General features: G+C 70.6%; 12 protein-coding genes. 11 read left to right on the top strand and 1 reads right to left on the bottom strand.

Annotated elements, in window-relative coordinates; translation table 11 throughout:
• The first annotated feature begins 4 nt into the window (after nt 1–4).
• From SM116_RS16375 to SM116_RS16360, 4 genes are read left to right on the top strand one after another with little or no spacing between them, the layout of a single operon-like run.
• Nucleotides 5–1072, top strand: coding sequence for an enolase C-terminal domain-like protein (locus SM116_RS16375; protein ID WP_320942034.1), 1068 nt, complete (start codon nt 5–7; stop codon nt 1070–1072).
• A gap of 52 nt (nt 1073–1124) precedes the next feature.
• Nucleotides 1125–2516: a sigma 54-interacting transcriptional regulator gene (locus SM116_RS16370; RefSeq protein WP_320942033.1), complete on the top strand. Its 1392-nt coding sequence runs from the start codon at nt 1125–1127 to the stop codon at nt 2514–2516.
• Nucleotides 2517–2558: 42 nt separating this feature from the next.
• Complete coding sequence (locus SM116_RS16365; RefSeq protein ID WP_320942032.1) at nt 2559–4601, top strand: vWA domain-containing protein; 2043 nt, start codon at nt 2559–2561, stop codon at nt 4599–4601.
• 56 nt (nt 4602–4657) lie between these two features.
• Nucleotides 4658–5656, top strand: coding sequence for a LacI family DNA-binding transcriptional regulator (locus SM116_RS16360; RefSeq protein WP_320942031.1), 999 nt, complete (start codon nt 4658–4660; stop codon nt 5654–5656).
• Between the two features lie 3 nt (nt 5657–5659).
• On the opposite strand, the gene SM116_RS16355 is transcribed toward SM116_RS16360, so the two are convergent.
• The gene (locus SM116_RS16355; RefSeq protein WP_320942030.1) at nt 5660–6676 is read right to left on the bottom strand and encodes a LacI family DNA-binding transcriptional regulator; all 1017 of its coding nucleotides are present in this window, start codon (nt 6674–6676) and stop codon (nt 5660–5662) included.
• Nucleotides 6677–6846: 170 nt separating this feature from the next.
• On the opposite strand from SM116_RS16355, the gene SM116_RS16350 reads away from it, so the two are divergent.
• The 7 genes from SM116_RS16350 to araA all read left to right on the top strand — a co-directional run bounded on the left by SM116_RS16350 (nt 6847) and on the right by araA (nt 16385).
• Nucleotides 6847–8136 (top strand): ABC transporter substrate-binding protein, encoded by a 1290-nt coding sequence (locus SM116_RS16350; RefSeq protein ID WP_320942029.1) that lies wholly within the window; start codon nt 6847–6849, stop codon nt 8134–8136.
• 9 nt (nt 8137–8145) lie between these two features.
• Nucleotides 8146–9168, top strand: coding sequence for a carbohydrate ABC transporter permease (locus SM116_RS16345; RefSeq protein WP_320942028.1), 1023 nt, complete (start codon nt 8146–8148; stop codon nt 9166–9168).
• Nucleotides 9165–10031 carry a carbohydrate ABC transporter permease gene (locus SM116_RS16340; RefSeq protein WP_320942027.1) on the top strand — a complete coding sequence of 289 codons (867 nt, stop codon included), beginning with the start codon at nt 9165–9167 and terminating at the stop codon, nt 10029–10031. Before SM116_RS16345 ends, SM116_RS16340 begins: the two co-directional genes overlap by 4 nt.
• On the top strand, nt 10028–12328 hold the full coding sequence (locus tag SM116_RS16335; protein WP_320942026.1) for a beta-xylosidase/alpha-l-arabinosidase: 2301 nt from the start codon (nt 10028–10030) through the stop codon (nt 12326–12328). The genes SM116_RS16340 and SM116_RS16335 overlap by 4 nt, the downstream gene beginning before the upstream one ends.
• Before the next feature lie 162 nt (nt 12329–12490).
• Nucleotides 12491–13207: an L-ribulose-5-phosphate 4-epimerase gene (locus SM116_RS16330; RefSeq protein ID WP_320942025.1), complete on the top strand. Its 717-nt coding sequence runs from the start codon at nt 12491–12493 to the stop codon at nt 13205–13207.
• Nucleotides 13204–14847, top strand: coding sequence for a xylulokinase (locus tag SM116_RS16325; protein ID WP_320942024.1), 1644 nt, complete (start codon nt 13204–13206; stop codon nt 14845–14847). Before SM116_RS16330 ends, SM116_RS16325 begins: the two co-directional genes overlap by 4 nt.
• A 26-nt stretch (nt 14848–14873) precedes the next feature.
• Nucleotides 14874–16385 (top strand): L-arabinose isomerase, encoded by a 1512-nt coding sequence (gene araA, locus SM116_RS16320; RefSeq protein ID WP_320942023.1) that lies wholly within the window; start codon nt 14874–14876, stop codon nt 16383–16385.
• Nucleotide 16386 lies beyond the last annotated feature (1 nt).

Below are 16386 nucleotides of genomic sequence, written 5' to 3'. Positions count from 1 at the left end.
TTCCATGAAGATCGTCTCCGTCGACGTCCTCCTCTCCGACGAGCCGGCCACCCAGCCCGCCTTCGCGTGGCGGCGCGGCCTGCCCGGGTCGGATCCCGCCCGCACCATGGGCTGGCTCGTGCTCACCACCGATGAGGGGATCCGCGGCTATGCGCCGTGCCCGCGGGGACTCATCCTCACCGACCTCGTGGACCGTCGCCTCCGCGACGAACTGACCGGCCAGGACCCGCTGCGACGGGAGTGGCTGTGGCACCGGATGTGGGAGCTGGACAGGATCGAGTACTTCCCCGCATACGTGCACGGGCTCGTCGACGACGCCCTGTGGGACATCGCCGGCAAGGCTGCCGGAGAGCCGGTCCATCGGCTGATCGGATCGTTCCGCGATTCGATCCCGGCGTACGCCTCGACGGTGACGTACTCGAGCATCGAGGAGTACCTCGACGTCGCGGATCAGTGCCTGGATCTCGGCTACAGCGCGATCAAGCTGCACGCGTGGGGCGATGCTCGCGAGGACGTACGGCTCATCACCGCGCTGCGGGAGCACGTCGGCGACGACGTCCCCCTCATGTACGACGGATCAGCGGGATTCGACCTGATGGACGCCATCCATGTCGGCCGCGCGCTGAGCGACGCCTCCTACCTCTGGTACGAGGAGCCCATGCGCGAATTCAGCGTGACGGCGTACACGCAGCTGGCCGAGCGCGTGGACGTGCCGCTCCTCGTCGCGGAGGTGAGCGCGGGCGCCCACATGAACACGGCGGACTTCATCGCGTCCGGATGCGCGTCCGCCGTCCGGACGGGCTCCGTGCTGCGCGGCGGCATCACCGGGTCGCTGCGGATCGCCCATCTCGCCGATTCGTTCCACCTGAGGGCCGAGGTGCACGGCATGGGCCAGCCCAACATCCACCTGTGCATGTCCATCCCCAACACGACCTACTTCGAGAGCCTCGTCACGTCCAACCCGGTGACCCGCGGACCCGAGGTCGATGCGTTCGGACGCGTCTCCGCTCCGACGGCCCCCGGCCTCGGGTACGAGGAGCTGTGGGGCGCCGACTGCCCGCCGAGCTCATGAAGATCTGCTGAAATCGGCCCTCGGGTGGGTCCGGGAGACCTACTCTCTGGACATGACAACGCCGCCTCCCGCGATCACCACGACCGGACAGTTGCGTGCGTCGGGGCACACGCATCGTCCCCTGCGCGTCGAACTCCGCGAGAACCTCCTCGCCGCGCTCGCGGAGGGAAGCGACCCGTGGCCCGGCATCCACGGCTTCGACACGACCGTCATCCCGCAGCTCGAGCGCGCTCTGCTGGCCGGCCACGACATCGTCCTGCTCGGTGAGCGCGGGCAGGGCAAGACCCGCCTGCTGCGCAGTCTCGTCGGCCTCCTCGACGACTGGTCGCCGGTCATCGAGGGCTCCGAGCTCGGCGAGCATCCCTTCCACCCGATCACCCCCGCGTCGCTGCGCCGCGCCGCCGAGCTCGGCGACGACCTGCCGGTCGCGTGGCGCCACCGCACCGAGCGGTACGCCGAGAAGCTGGCGACGCCGGACACCTCGGTCGCCGACCTCATCGGCGATGTCGACCCGATCCGGGTCGCGGAGGGTCGGTCGCTCGGCGATCCCGAGACGATCCACTACGGGCTCGTGCCGCGCAGCCACCGTGGCATCGTCGCGATCAACGAACTGCCCGACCTGGCCGAGCGCATCCAGGTGTCGCTCCTGAACGTCATGGAGGAGCGGGACATCCAGATCCGGGGCTACATCCTGCGGCTGGACCTCGACGTCCTCATCGTCGCCACGGCGAACCCGGAGGACTACACGAACCGCGGTCGCATCATCACGCCGCTGCAGGACCGGTTCGGTGCCGAGATCCGCACCCACTACCCCCAGACGATCGACGAGGAGATCGCCGTCATCCGCCAGGAGGCCGACCTCGTGGCCCAGGTGCCGGATCACCTGCTCGAGATCCTGGCGCGCTTCACGCGCAACCTCCGCGAATCGGATGCCGTCGACCAGCGCGCGGGAGTCTCGGCCCGCTTCGCGATCGCCGGCGCCGAGACGATCGCCGCAGCCGCCCTGCACCGCGCGACACGACAGCACGAGCAGGTCGCGGTCGCCCGTCCGGTCGACCTCGAGACCGCCGTCGACGTGCTCGGCGGCAAGATCGAGTTCGAGACCGGCGAGGAGGGGCGTGAGCGCGCCATCCTGGAGCACCTCCTGCGGACCGCCGTCGCGGAGACGGCGCGGGCGCACCTGGCGGGGCTCGACACGCGGATCCTCGTCGAGGCCGTCCGCGACGGCGCCACGGTGATGACGGGCGAGCAGGTGCCCGCGGCCGATGTGCTCGAGGCGATGCCGGTGCTCGGCGAGTCAGACCTGTACGACAAGGTCGCCGAGCGGCTCGATGCCGGCACGCCGGGCGAGCGTGCGGGCGCTCTCGAGCTGCTGCTCGAGGCCCTGTACCTCGACCGCCGGATCGGCAAGGACAGCGCAGCGGGGGAGACGGTCTATGGATGACGGGATGCCGGTCGCCGTCCGCGGCCGCGGGAGGGCCGTCTGATGGTGCGCGGCTTCCACCGTGTGCCGCAGCACACCTCGCGCTACGGCAGATACTCGGGCGGCGATCCGCTCGAGCCGCCCGTTCCGGTGCAGGCCGCGCTCGAGGCGATCGGCGCCGAGGTGATGTCGGGAACCTCGGCGGAGCGCGCGATGCGCGAGTACCTCCGCCGCGGCGACCGCGATCGCGAGGGACTCGACGACCTCGCCCGGCGGGTGCGCGAGCGGCGCTCGGAGCTGCTGCGGCGACACCGCCTCGACGGCACGCTGGAGGAGATCCGCAAGCTCCTCGACCACGCGGTGCTCGAGGAGCGCAAGCGCCTCGCGACCGACGTCGCGATGGACGAGGACGCCCGCGCGTTCGCCGAGATGCGCATGGAGAACCTTCCGCCGAGCACGGCCGCCGCCGTCAACGACCTCGCCGACTACGAGTGGCAGAGCCCGTCGGCGCGTGCCGACTACGAGCGCATCAAGGAGCTGCTCGGCCGCGAGCTGCTGGACCAGCGGTTCGCAGGCATGAAGAATGCCCTCGAGAACGCGACGGATGAGGACCGCCAGGCCGTTCGCGACATGCTGAACGACCTGAACGACCTGCTCGAGAAGCGCCGCCTGGGGGAGGACACGCAGGAGGACTTCGACGAGTTCATGCGCCGGCACGGGGACCAGTTCCCGGAGAATCCGCAGAACCTCGACGAGCTGCTGGACACCCTCGCAGAGCGTTCAGCGGCCGCGCAGCGGATGCTGAACTCGATGACGCCCGAGCAGCGCGCGGAGCTCATGAACCTCGCGGCTCAGGCCTTCGGCTCCCCGGAGCTCATGCAGGGGCTCTCGCGGCTGGACGACAACCTGCGCTCGCTGCGGCCCGGCGAGGACTGGACGGGCTCGGCATCCTTCTCCGGCGATGAGCCGACCGGTCTCGGCGAGGCGACCGGCGTCATGCAGGACCTCTCCGACCTCGACTCGCTGAGCGACCAGCTGAGCCAGTTCTCTCCCGGCGCGCGCATGGACGACATCGACCTCGATGCGCTCGCGCGGCTCGTCGGCGAGGATGCGGCTGTCAGCGCCCGCGCCCTGCGCGACCTCGAGCAGGAGCTGAAGGACACCGGGATGCTGCAGCGGGCCTCGGACGGCGCGCTCCGGCTCACCCCGCGCGCGATGCGCCAGCTCGGCCGCGCCCTGCTGCGCGACATCGCGACGCACCAGTCGGGGCGCGCCGGCCAGCGCGAGACGCGTCAGGCGGGAGCGGCGGGCGATCGCACCGGCGCGACGCGGGAATGGGCCTTCGGCGACACCGAGCCGTGGGACATCCCGCGCACGGTGTCGAACGCCGTGCTGCGCACGGTCGCCGACGGGGGAGACGCATCCGCCGGGGTGCACCTGGACACGCGCGACGTCGAGGTCGTGGAGACCGAGCAGCGCACGACGGCCGCCGTCGCCCTGCTCGTCGACACGTCGTTCTCGATGGCGATGGACGGCCGCTGGGTGCCCATGAAGCGCACGGCGCTCGCGTTGCACCACCTCATCTCGAGCCGCTTCCGCGGCGACAAGCTGCAGCTCATCGCGTTCTCCCGCTACGCCGAAGTGATGGACATCGAGCAGCTGACGGCGAGGGATGCCGTGTGGGACAAGGGCACGAACCTCCACCATGCGCTGCTGCTGGCCCAGCGGCACTTCCGGCGCAATCCCGCCGCCCAGCCCGTGCTGCTCGTCGTCACCGACGGCGAGCCGACGGCGCACCTCGAGTCGGACGGCCGTGTGGCGTTCGCGTACCCGCCGGATCCCCGCACAGTCGCCATCACGGTGCACGAGCTCGACAACGTGCAGCGGCTGGGAACGCAGACGACGTTCTTCCGGCTCGGCGACGACCCCGGTCTCGCGCGGTTCATGGATGCCCTCGCCCAACGTGCGCACGGTCAGGTCGTGGCGCCCGAGCTCGATGAACTGGGCCGGGCCGTCGTCGACAGCTACCTCGGCTCGCGGCAGCCCTGGCGCGGCTCGCCCGAGGACTTCGGCGACCTGCTGCGCGGCCGCTCATGGTGGTGGTGACCGAGCCTTCGACGGGCGTCTCCGTCACGGGCGCTACCGTGTTCAGCGGAGGACGCATGACGAAGCCACGGCAGCACTCGGGCCGCGTGGGGGTGCGGGACGTCGCGCAGGCCGCGGGCGTGTCCACGCAGACGGTGTCGCGGGTCATCAACGACCACCCGCACATCCGCGACGACACCCGCCGCAAGGTCGAGCTCGCGATGGCGGAGCTCGGATATCGCGTGAACAACGCGGCGCGCACACTGGGCACCAACAGCACGCGGACCCTCGGGGTGATCGCCTCCGACTCGACGCTGTTCGGACCCGCCTTCGCCATCGCCGCCCTCGCGCTCGCGGCCCGGGAGCGGGGGAGGTGGGTGGCCACCGCCTATGCGCAGGCGGATGACGCGGCCGCCGTCGACGACGCTCTCGCGCACGTGCTCGGTCAGGGCGTCGACGGGGTCGTCGTCGTCGCTCCGCATGCGCGCACGCTCGAGGCGCTCGCGACGCGCAGCCTCGGTGTCCCGCTCGTGGCGATGCACGACGGACCGGGCGCGGCGCGCCAGTCCGAAGGCGCCGCGCTCGCGGTGGCCCACCTCGCCTCCCTCGGGCACACGCGCATCGCGCGGCTCGGCGGTCCGGCGGAATGGACCGAAGAGCGCGCCCGCGCCGCCGGTCACGAGGCCGGCCTCGCCGCCGCGGGTCTCGCTGCCGGCCCGCAGTGGTCGGGCGACTGGTCGGCGAAGGATGCGGCCTCCCGTGCGGGCGAGATCGCCGCGGCCGTCCGCGCCCCGGACGGCCCGACGGCGATCGCGGTGGCCAACGACCAGATGGCGCTCGGCCTCATCGCGGGGCTCGCGGAGCACGGGCTGCGCGTTCCGGCCGACGTCAGCATCACCGGGTTCGACGACAATCCGGATGCCGCGTACTACCGACCCGCGCTCACCACGGTGCGTCTCGACATCACCGGCGAGGCGCGCCGGTGCGTCGCGGCGGCGATGGGCGACGACACCGAAGAGATGCCGGCGGCACCCGAGCTCGTCGTGCGGGACTCCACCGCGGCGCCCACGCCCTAGCTGTCAGCGGATCCCGGCCGCGCTCGTGCGCGGCGGTGCGGTGGTCGCCCGCGGCACCAGCCGCGTCGGCAGCGTGAGGTGGATCGGGTCGGGGGTCTCGCCCTGCATGAGCGCGAGCAGCAGGCGCGCCGCCTCGGCGCCCAGCATCTGCATGGGCTGGCGGACGGTGGAAAGGGCGGGGGTCGACTTCGATCCCTCCGGGATGTCGTCGAAGCCGATGATCGACAGGTCCCCGGGAACGTCGAGCCCGAGCTCGGCGCCGACCCTCATGATCTCGATGGCGGTGATGTCGTTGGCCGCGAAGATCGCCGACGGGCGGTCGGCGCGGGCGAGCATCTCGAGTGCGGCTTCGCGCACGGCATCCGCGCGATAGCTGCCCGAGCCCACGAGCGTCGGGTCGACGGCCAGGCCGGCCTCCGTGAGGGCGCGGCGGTAGCCCGCATCCCGTGCGATGGACGAGCGCAGGTCCGGGCGGCCCGCGATGAACCCGATGCGGGTGTGGCCGAGCTCGATGAGATGACGCGTCGCCTGGAGCGCGCCCCCGAAGCTGTCGGACTCGACCGTCGGCAGATCGGCGGGACCTGTGTGCGGATCGATTGCGACGACCGGCACCTCGGTGCCGGCATCCACCACCGTCGGCGTCACCATGATGGCGCCGTCGATGAGCGTGCCGCTCAGCCGGGAGAGCGAGCGGCGCTCCCATCCGTCCGCGGAGCCGTGCGAGCCGGAGTAGGCGAGCAGATCATGGCGCGAGTGGCGCAGCGCCTGGCCGACTCCCTTGAGGATCTCGGCACTGAACGGTTCGAAGTCCGCGACGAGCACCCCGATCACCCCGGTGGTGCGCGAGCGCATGCTGCTGGCGATGAGGCTCGACTCGTAGCCGAGCTCGACGACGACAGCGAGCACCCGGTCGACCGTCTGGCTGGACACGCCGTATCGGCCGTTCACCGCCTTGGACACGGTGGACACCGACACGCCGGCTGCGGCGGCCACGTCGTTGATCGTCGCGCGATGCTTCATGACTCCCGAATCATAACGGTTGGAAATCGTTTTCGAAAACGTTTGACAAGTATTTGTTGCCGACGCAGACTTTTACCCGCTCGGACCCCGAACCGAGTTCGCGCGATTCCCATCGCGCTGTACCGCACCCCGGAGCAGAGGTGCTCCTCAAGGAAGAGAACGGTAATCACATGAAAGTCAACAGGATCCTCGCGGGTTCTGCCGCGCTCGTCGTCGGTGCGCTGGCGCTCGCCGGCTGCAGCACGGCCGGCTCGGGTCAGGGCGGCGACGGCAAGGTCTCGATGACGCTCTGGCAGAACTCCACGACCGGTCCGGGTCAGCAGTTCTGGAAGGACGCCATCTCGGCGTTCGAGAAGGCCAACCCGAACGTCACGATCAAGATGCAGTCGATCCAGAACGAGGACCTGGACGGCAAGCTCCAGACCGCGCTCAACGCGGGCGACCCGCCGGACATCTTCCTGCAGCGCGGCGGCGGCAAGATGGCCGCCATGGTGCAGGCCGGCCAGCTCATGGACCTCACCGGCAAGGTCACCGGCGAGGCCAAGAGCGGCATCTCCGCCGGGTCCTTCAAGGCCGAGACCTACCAGGACAAGGTGTGGGCGATGCCCCTGTCGGTCCTGCCGGGCGGCATCTTCTACAGCAAGGACCTCTACGACAAGGCGGGCGTCACCCAGACGCCGACCACCATCGACGAGTTCGAGGCGGCCAACGCCAAGCTCAAGGCCTCGGGTGTCGCGCCCCTCGCTCTGGGCGCGAAGGACGCATGGCCGGCCGCGCACTGGTTCTACTGGTTCGCGCTCCGCGAGTGCTCGCCGTCGGTCATGGAGAAGACCGGCGACTCGAAGAACTTCGACGATCCGTGCTGGCTGAAGGCCGCGAAGGACGTCAACGACTTCGCCGCGACCAAGCCGTTCAACGACGGCTTCCTCACCACCTCGGCTCAGCAGGGCGCGGGCAGCTCCGCAGGCCTCGTCGCCAACCACAAGGCCGCGGGCGAGCTCATGGGCGCGTGGGATCCCGGCGTGATCGCGTCGCTCACGCCTGACCAGAAGCCGCTGCCCGACCTGGCGTGGTACCCCTTCCCGGAGATCTCCGGCGGCAAGGGCGAGCCCGGCTCGATCATGGGCGGCGTGGACGGGTACTCGTGCTCGGCCAAGGCCCCGAAGCAGTGCGTCGACTTCCTGAACTTCATCGGGTCGAACGCGCAGCAGGTCGCCTACTACAAGGCCTACAACTCGCCGCCCGTGAACACGGTCGCGCAGAAGGAGGTCACCGAGCCCTACCTCAAGCAGATCCTCGAGGCCTACAACAAGGCTCCGTACGTCTCGCAGTGGCTCGATACCGTCCTCGGGCAGAACGTGGGCAACGCGCTCAACGTGGCCGTCGTCGACATGCTCGCCGGCAAGAGCACGCCGGCACAGCTCATCCAGTCCGCCAACCAGGCCGGCGCGAAGGGCTAGGCACTCCGCATGACCATACGCGAGACACCGAAGACGGACGATCGCCCGAGCACGGATCTCGCGCAGCGGACCGGGGGCGGCGACATGTCGCCGCCCCCGGCGTCGCCGCGCCCCGGCCGTCGAGGGCTCGGCTGGTCCGGTCGTCTGGAGGTGGCACTGCTGGTGGGGCCGGCGCTGCTCTTCTTCATCGGCTTCGTCATCTTCCCCGTCGTCATGGCGGGCTACTACGGCTTCTTCAACTGGCACGGCTACGGCCCGGCGACCGACTTCATCGGCCTCAAGAACTACGTCACGATCCTGACGGATCCGCAGTTCCAGGAGGCGCTGGCGCACAACGGCTTCATCGTGCTGATGTCCCTCGTGATCCAGGGGCCGGTCGCCCTGCTGCTGGCGCTCCTGCTCAACCGGAAGATGCGCGGGCAGTCGCTCATCCGCGTCCTGATCTTCGTGCCGTACGTGATCGCCGAGGTCGTCGTGGGCACCGGCTTCAGCCTGATGCTCGCGACCGACGGCGCGTTGAACGGTCTGCTCGACGACCTGGGGCTCTCCGGTCTCGCGAGGGAGTGGCTGTCCGACCCCAGCATCGCGATCTGGACGCTGATCGCGATCCTCACCTGGAAGTACGTCGGGTTCGCCGTCATCCTGTTCCTCGCCGGACTCCAGGGCATCCCCGACGAGCTGTACGAGGCGGCCGCGATCGACGGCGCCACCTACTGGCAGATCCAGCGGCGCATCACGGTGCCGCTGCTGGGCCCGACGCTGCGGATCTGGGCGTTCCTGTCGATCATCGGGGCGCTGCAGCTCTTCGACCTCGTGTACATCATCTGGGGTCAGTACATCGCCCCCGTGGCAGGCACGTCGACCATGGCGACCTACATGGTCGCCAACGGCCGCAACGCGGGCAACTTCGGCTACGGCAACGCCGTGGCGGTCGTGATCTTCCTCATCTCCCTCGTCGTCGCCCTCGTGTACCAGCGCTTCGTCCTGCGTCGCGACACGGCCGGCGCGCTCACCGAAAGGACTGCCCGATGACCGCGGCTCTTGACACGATCGAGCTGCCGCAGCCTCGGCGCTCTCGATTCCGCGCGGCGACACCAGCCGTGTACTTCGTCGCGCTCATCGTGATCGCGCTGATGCTGGGGCCGGTTCTGTACATCATCATCGGCGGCTTCCGCTCGAACTCGCAGATCACCGTCGATCCGGCGGGATGGCCGAAGCCGTGGGTGTTCAGCAACTACATCGACGTGCTCACCGGGGGCTCCTTCTGGCCGCTCGTGCTCAATTCGACCATCGTGGCGGTCGCCACCACGGCGGGAGTGGTCGTGCTCGGCCTCATGGCGAGCTACGTGCTCGCCAGGTACCGGTTCCGCGGACGCGGGGCGCTGTACGCGGTGTTCGCCGCGGGACTGATGTTCCCGATCACCGTCGCCATCACGCCGCTGTACATCGTGGTGCGCGACATCGGGCTCATCAACTCGCTGCCGGGCGTGTTCCTGCCCCAGATCGCGTTCGCGCTGCCGACGACGATCATCATCCTGGTGCCGTTCCTGCGCGCGATCCCCGACGAGATCCAGGAGGCCGCGTTCATCGACGGATGCGGACGTCTCGGGTTCTTCTGGCGGATGGTGATCCCGCTCGCGGTGCCCGGAGTGATCACCGTCGGCATCCTCGCCTTCATCGGAAGCTGGAACAGCTACCTGCTGCCGCTGTATCTCCTGAACGACAACGCGACGTTCACTCTTCCGCTCGGCGTGCAGGCGTTCTCGTCGCAGTACTCTGTCGACACGGCGAAAGTGCTCGCCTTCACGTCGCTGTCGATGATTCCCGCACTCGTGTTCTTCAGTCTGTTCGAGCGCCGCATCGTCGGCGGCCTCACGGGAGCGGTCAAGGGATGAGTGAAGTCGGTCTACCGGCGGTTTCGGAGCGTGTGCGGTCTCTGCATGCCCGGATGAATCTCGATGAGAAGCTTGCACAGCTCGTCGGGTACTGGGTCGATCAGGGGGACGATCTCGTCGCCCCCATGGCGGGCGAGATGGCCACCTCCACGAAGTACGAGGATGCGACGGTCCACGGCATCGGACATCTGACCCGTGTCTACGGCACGCGGCCGGTCGATCCCGTGGCGCGGGCCGCGTGGCTGTGGGGCGAGCAGCGCCGCCTGCAGGAGGAGACGCGCCTGGGCATCCCGGCGATCGTCCACGAGGAGTGCCTCACGGGGCTCGCCGCCTGGAAGGCGGCGACGTTTCCCACACCACTCGCGTGGGGGGCGTCGTTCGACCCGGTCCTCGTCGAGGAGATGGGGCGGCTCATCGGGGAGTCGATGCGGCAGCTCGGCATCCATCAGGGTCTCGCGCCGGTGCTCGACGTCATCCGCGACCCCCGCTGGGGGCGGGTCGACGAGTGCATCGCGGAAGACCCGTACGTGGTCGGCACCATCGGCACCGCGTACGTGCGAGGACTGCAGGATGCCGGCATCCATGCCACCCTGAAGCACTTCGTGGGGTACTCGGCTTCGCGAGCGGGCCGCAACCACGCACCCGTGCACGCGGGGCCGCGCGAGCTCGCCGATGTGCTGCTGCCGCCCTTCGAGATGGCGGTCCGCGACGGCGGCGTCCGCTCTGTCATGAACTCGTACGCCGAGATCGACGGCGTGCCGGTCGCCTCCTCGGACGAGCTTCTCACCGGAGTGCTGCGCGAGCGCTGGGGGTTCGACGGCGTCGTCGTCTCGGACTACTTCGCCGTCGCCTTCCTGCACACGATGCACGCCGTCGCCGAAGACCTCGGTGCCGCCGCCGCGCTCGCGCTCGCGGCCGGCATCGACATCGAGCTGCCCACGGGGGACGCGTTCGCCGCGCCGCTCGCAGACGCGGTGCGGGACGGGCGCGTCGAGGAGTCCCTGGTGGACCGTGCGGTGCTGCGGGTGCTGGCCGAGAAGGAGGAGCTCGGACTGCTCGACGCGACCTTCGACGAGCCTCCGACCGAGATCGACCTCGACACCCCGGCGCATCGCGACCTCGCGCAGCGCCTGGCAGCCGAGTCGGTCGTCCTGCTCTCGAACGACGGGATCCTGCCGCTGGAGCTGCCCGCGAACGCCCGCATCGCGATGATCGGCCCGAACGCCGACTCGCCCGAGGCGCTCATGGGGTGCTACTCGTTCGTCAACCACGTCCTCGCGCACCATCCCGATGTTCCCCTCGGTCTCGAGCTGCCGAGCCTCGCCGGCGCCCTCCGGGCGGAACTGCCGGATGCCGCGATCGACGTCGTCCCCGGGTGCGCCGTCGAGGGCGACGACGCCAGCGGCATCCCGGAGGCGGTCGCGGCGGCGCGAGCGGCGGATGTCGCGATCGTCGTCGTGGGAGATCGCGCCGGCCTGTTCGGCCGCGGCACGGTGGGTGAGGGCAACGACGTCGACGACCTGGAGCTGCCGGGGCTGCAGCGACGCCTTGCCGACGAGGTCGTGAAGACCGGGGTGCCGACCATCGTGGTCGTGCTCTCCGGGCGTCCGTACGCCATCGGGTGGGCGCTGTCCGGAGCGTCGGCTCCGGCCGCGGTCCTCCAGGCCTTCTTCCCGGGCGAAGCCGGGGGGGCCGGCATCGCCGAGATCCTGTCCGGCCGCACCGCCCCGTCCGGTCGGCTTCCGGTCTCGCTCCCGCGCTCGGCCGGAGCGCAGCCCTACAGCTACCTGCATCCGATCCTGGGCGGCCCGTCCGAGATCACGAGCGCCGACAGCCGCCCCGCGCTTCCGTTCGGCCATGGACTGACGTACACGAGCTTCGAGCACGTGCACCTGACCGCGCCGGCGGAGTCGGAGACGGATGCGGACTTCACGGTGGTCGTCGAGGTCGGGAACACGGGCAGCCGAGCCGGTGTGGATGTCGTGCAGCTCTATGCGCGCGACGTCTACGCGAGTGTGACCCGACCCGTGGCGCAGCTGGTCGGCTACGCGCGGGTGCCGCTCGAGGCGGGGGAGCGGGCCGTGGTCCGGTTCCACGTCCCTGCGGGGCGACTCGCGTTCACCGACCGCCGCGGGGTTCGCATCGTCGAGCCGGGCGATGTCGAGCTGTGGGTCGGTCCCTCGTGCGAGGAGCGGGACACTTCGGCGACGATGCGGCTGACCGGCCCGACACACGATGTGACCGCGTCCGACGGACGCACGGTCGCGGTCGCGGTCGAGACCGGGGTGCGGGCCTGAGGGCACGTGCTGCTGCGGGATCCGGCCGAGGCCCGGTGATCCGGCGAATATCGGGCGATTCGGACGAATCCGCCCGATATTCGCCGGATCACCGCGCCCACCACGTGGTGTTCGGAGACTGTTACCGGTAACATTCAAGAGACGACGCACCGAGGAGGCAGCGTGACCACGTTCGACCCGAGCACCGAGGCCGCCATCGCGCGGGTCCGCGCGGAAGTGGCCGCGCTGCACGGCGAGCTCGTCCGGTACGGCCTCGTGGTGTGGACCGGCGGCAACGTCTCGGGCCGCGTGCCGGGCGCCGACCTGTTCGTCATCAAGCCGTCGGGCGTCTCGTACGACGATCTCGCGCCGGAGAACATGATCCTGTGCGATCTCGACGGCGTCGTCGTGCCGGGCAGCCCCGGCAGCGAGCGCAGCCCGTCGAGCGACACCGCCGCGCACGCCTACGTCTACCGCCACATGCCCGAGGTCGGTGGCGTCGTGCACACGCACTCCACGTATGCGGTGGCGTGGGCCGCGCGTGGCGAGGAGATCCCCTGCGTCATCACGGCGATGGCCGACGAGTTCGGCGGCCCGATCCCGGTCGGCCCGTTCGCGATCATCGGCGACGACTCGATCGGCCGGGGGATCGTCGAGACCCTCACCGGCCACCGGTCGCGTGCGGTGCTCATGCAGAACCACGGCCCGTTCACGATCGGCGTCTCCGCGAAGGATGCCGTCAAGGCCGCGGTCATGGTCGAGGACGTCGCCCGCACCGTGCACATCGCGCGCCAGGCCGGGCCGCTCATCCCCATCCCGCAGCAGGCGATCGACAGCCTGTACGGCCGCTACCAGAACGTGTACGGCCAGGCGGCCGACGCGCGGCGGACCTCGTCATGACCGCCGCCGATTCCCTCGCCGCCGGCCGCACCGCACTCGGCATCGAGCTGGGCTCGACGCGCATCAAGGCGTGCCTCGTGGATGCGGACGACCCCTCGAGCGTGCTCGCCACCGGCGCCCACGAGTGGGAGAACCGCCTCGCGGACGGCCTGTGGACCTACGACCTCGCGGACGTATGGGCGGGCCTGCAGGCCTCCTACGCCGACCTGGTCCGGGATGCCGAGTCCCGCCACGGCGTGCGTCCGACGACGTTCGGCGCCATCGGCGTCTCCGCGATGATGCACGGCTACCTCGCGTTCGACGGGCACGGCGAGCTGCTCGTCCCGTTCCGGACGTGGCGCAACACCAGCACGGGCGTCGCATCCGCCGAGCTGACCGAGCTGTTCGGCCTGAACATCCCGCTGCGCTGGTCGATCGCGCACCTGCACCAGGCCGTGCTCGACGGCGAACCGCACGTGCCCGACGTGCGGTTCGTCACGACCCTCGCCGGCTATGTGCACTGGAGGCTCACGGGCGAGAAGGTGCTCGGCGTCGGCGACGCCTCGGGCATGTTCCCGATCGACTCGGCGACGCGCGACTACGACGCGTTCCTCCTCGCGACCTACGACGGCCTCGCCGCCGGGCGGATCCCCGCCCTGTCGACGCTGCTGCCGCGCGTGCTCACCGCCGGGTCGCCCGGCGGGGCGCTGACCGCGGAGGGCGCGGGGCTCCTCGACCCGACCGGTTCGCTGGCCGCCGGCATCCCGTTCTGCCCGCCCGAGGGCGATGCCGGCACCGGGATGGTCGCGACGAACGCCGTCGCGCCCCGCACCGGCAACGTCAGCGCGGGCACCAGCATCTTCGCGATGGTCGTGCTGGAGCGGCCGCTCGAGAGCGTGCACCACGAGCTCGATCTCGTGACGACGCCGTGCGGGGACGCCGTGGCCATGGTCCACTGCAACAACGGCGCGAGCGAGCTGGGCGCCTGGGCCGGGCTGTTCGGCCGCTTCGCCGCGGCGCTTTCAGGGCGCCCCCGAGCCGCGCTCTCGGAGGGCTCTGCGGCTGCCGCCGGTACCGCAGTCGACACCGACGCCGTGTTCGACGTGCTGCTGCGCGAAGCGCTCGACGGCGACGCCGATGCCGGGGGACTCCTCGCCTACAACCAGCTCGCGGGCGAGCCGATCGTGGGGCTCGACGAAGGGCGTCCGCTTGTCGTCCGCACGCCCGACAGCGCCTTCACGCTCGGCAACTTCGCGCGGGCCCAGGTCTACGGCGTGTTCGCCACGCTCGCGCTCGGCATGCGGGTGCTGGATGCCGAGGGCGTCGAGCTCGACCGCATGTTCGCGCACGGCGGGCTCTTCCGCACGGCGGGGGTCGCACAGCGATTCCTCGCCGCGGCGCTCGATGCCCCGGTCGCGGTCGGCGACAGCGCGAGCGAGGGCGGAGCGTGGGGCATCGCCGTGCTCGCGGCCTACGCGCGCGCCGCCTCCGGCGCCTCCCTCGCCGCCTACCTCGACGACCGCGTCTTCTCGGGCGCCGCGATCGACATCGCCGACCCCGATCCCTCGGATGTCGCCGGCTTCGCCGCCTACCTCGACCGTTACCGCGCCGGGCTCGCCGTCGAGGCCGCCGCCGCCCGAACCCTCGCCACCGGCCGCTGAGCGCCGGAACCGAAAGGACCATCCGCATGACCCGCACCGCACTGCCGACCTCCCTCGACACCTACGAGGTGTGGTTCGTCACGGGCAGCCAGAGCCTCTACGGCGAGGAGACCCTGCGCCAGGTGGCCGAGCAGGCGCAGGGCGTGGCATCCGGTCTGTCCGAGCTGCCGGTGCGCGTCGTCTTCAAGCCCGTGCTGATCGAGGCGGACGGCATCCGTCGCCTCGCGCTCGACGCGAACTCGCGTGACGACGTGATCGGCGTCATCGCGTGGATGCACACGTTCAGCCCCGCGAAGATGTGGATCGGCGGCCTCGACGCGCTGCGCAAGCCCCTGCTGCACCTGCACACGCAGGCCAACGTCGAGCTGCCATGGGCCGACATCGACTTCGACTTCATGAACCTCAACCAGGCCGCGCACGGAGACCGCGAGTTCGGCTACATCCAGACGCGCCTGGGCGTCGCGCGCAAGACCGTCGTCGGGCACGTCTCGAACCCGGTCGTGCGGCAGCAGATCGAAGACTGGCAGCGTGCCGCCGCTGGGTGGGCGGCGGCGCGCAGCCTCAAGCTCGCCCGCTTCGGCGACAACATGCGCTACGTCGCGGTCACCGAGGGCGACAAGACCGAGGCGGAGCTCCGCTTCGGCGTGCAGGTCAACACGTGGGGCGTCAACGAGCTGGCCGAGGCGGTGGATGCCGTCGCCTCCGCGGACGTCGACGTGCTCGTCGACGAGTACCTCGAGCAGTACGACGTCGTGCCCGAACTGCTGCCCGGCGGCGACCGCCACGAGTCGCTGCGCGACGGTGCGGCGATCGAGCTGGGCCTGCGCTCCTTCCTCGAGGAGGGCGGCTTCGGCGCCTTCACGACATCGTTCGAAGACCTCGGCGCCCTGAAGCAGCTCCCCGGTCTCGGTGTGCAGCGGCTCATGGCCGAGGGCTACGGCTTCGGCGCCGAGGGCGACTGGAAGACGGCGATCCTCGTACGCGTCGCGAACGTCATGGGCGCGGGCCTCCCCGGCGGCGCGAGCCTGATGGAGGACTACACGTACGACCTCGTGGCGGGCGACGAGAAGATCCTCGGCGCGCACATGCTCGAGGTCTCGCCGTCGCTGACCTCGGCGAAGCCCCGACTGGAGATCCACCCGCTGGGCATCGGCGGCAAGGACGACCCGGTGCGGCTCGTGTTCACGGCCGACCCCGGCCCGGCCGTCGTCGTCGCGATGAGCGACATGCGCGATCGGTTCCGGCTCGTGGCCAACGTCGTCGACAACGTCGAGGCCCCCGACCTCCCGAACCTCCCCGTCGGCCGCGCGGTGTGGAAGCCGCAGCCCGACTTCGCGACCTCCGCGGCGTGCTGGCTGGCGGCCGGCGCCGCACATCACACGGTCATGACCACGGCGGTCGGCATCGAGGTGTTCCGCGACTTCGCGGAGATCGCCGGCACGGAGCTGCTCGTCATCGACGACGACACGACCGCGCGCGGCTTCCAGCGCGAGCTGCGCTGGAACCAGGCGTACTACCGCCTCGCACAGGGCCTCTGAG

The sequence above is a fragment of the Microbacterium rhizosphaerae genome (genome assembly GCF_034120055.1).
In the GTDB taxonomy this organism is placed as follows: Bacteria; Actinomycetota; Actinomycetes; order Actinomycetales; family Microbacteriaceae; genus Microbacterium; species Microbacterium rhizosphaerae.
This window is presented reverse-complemented; position numbering and strand designations above follow the sequence as displayed.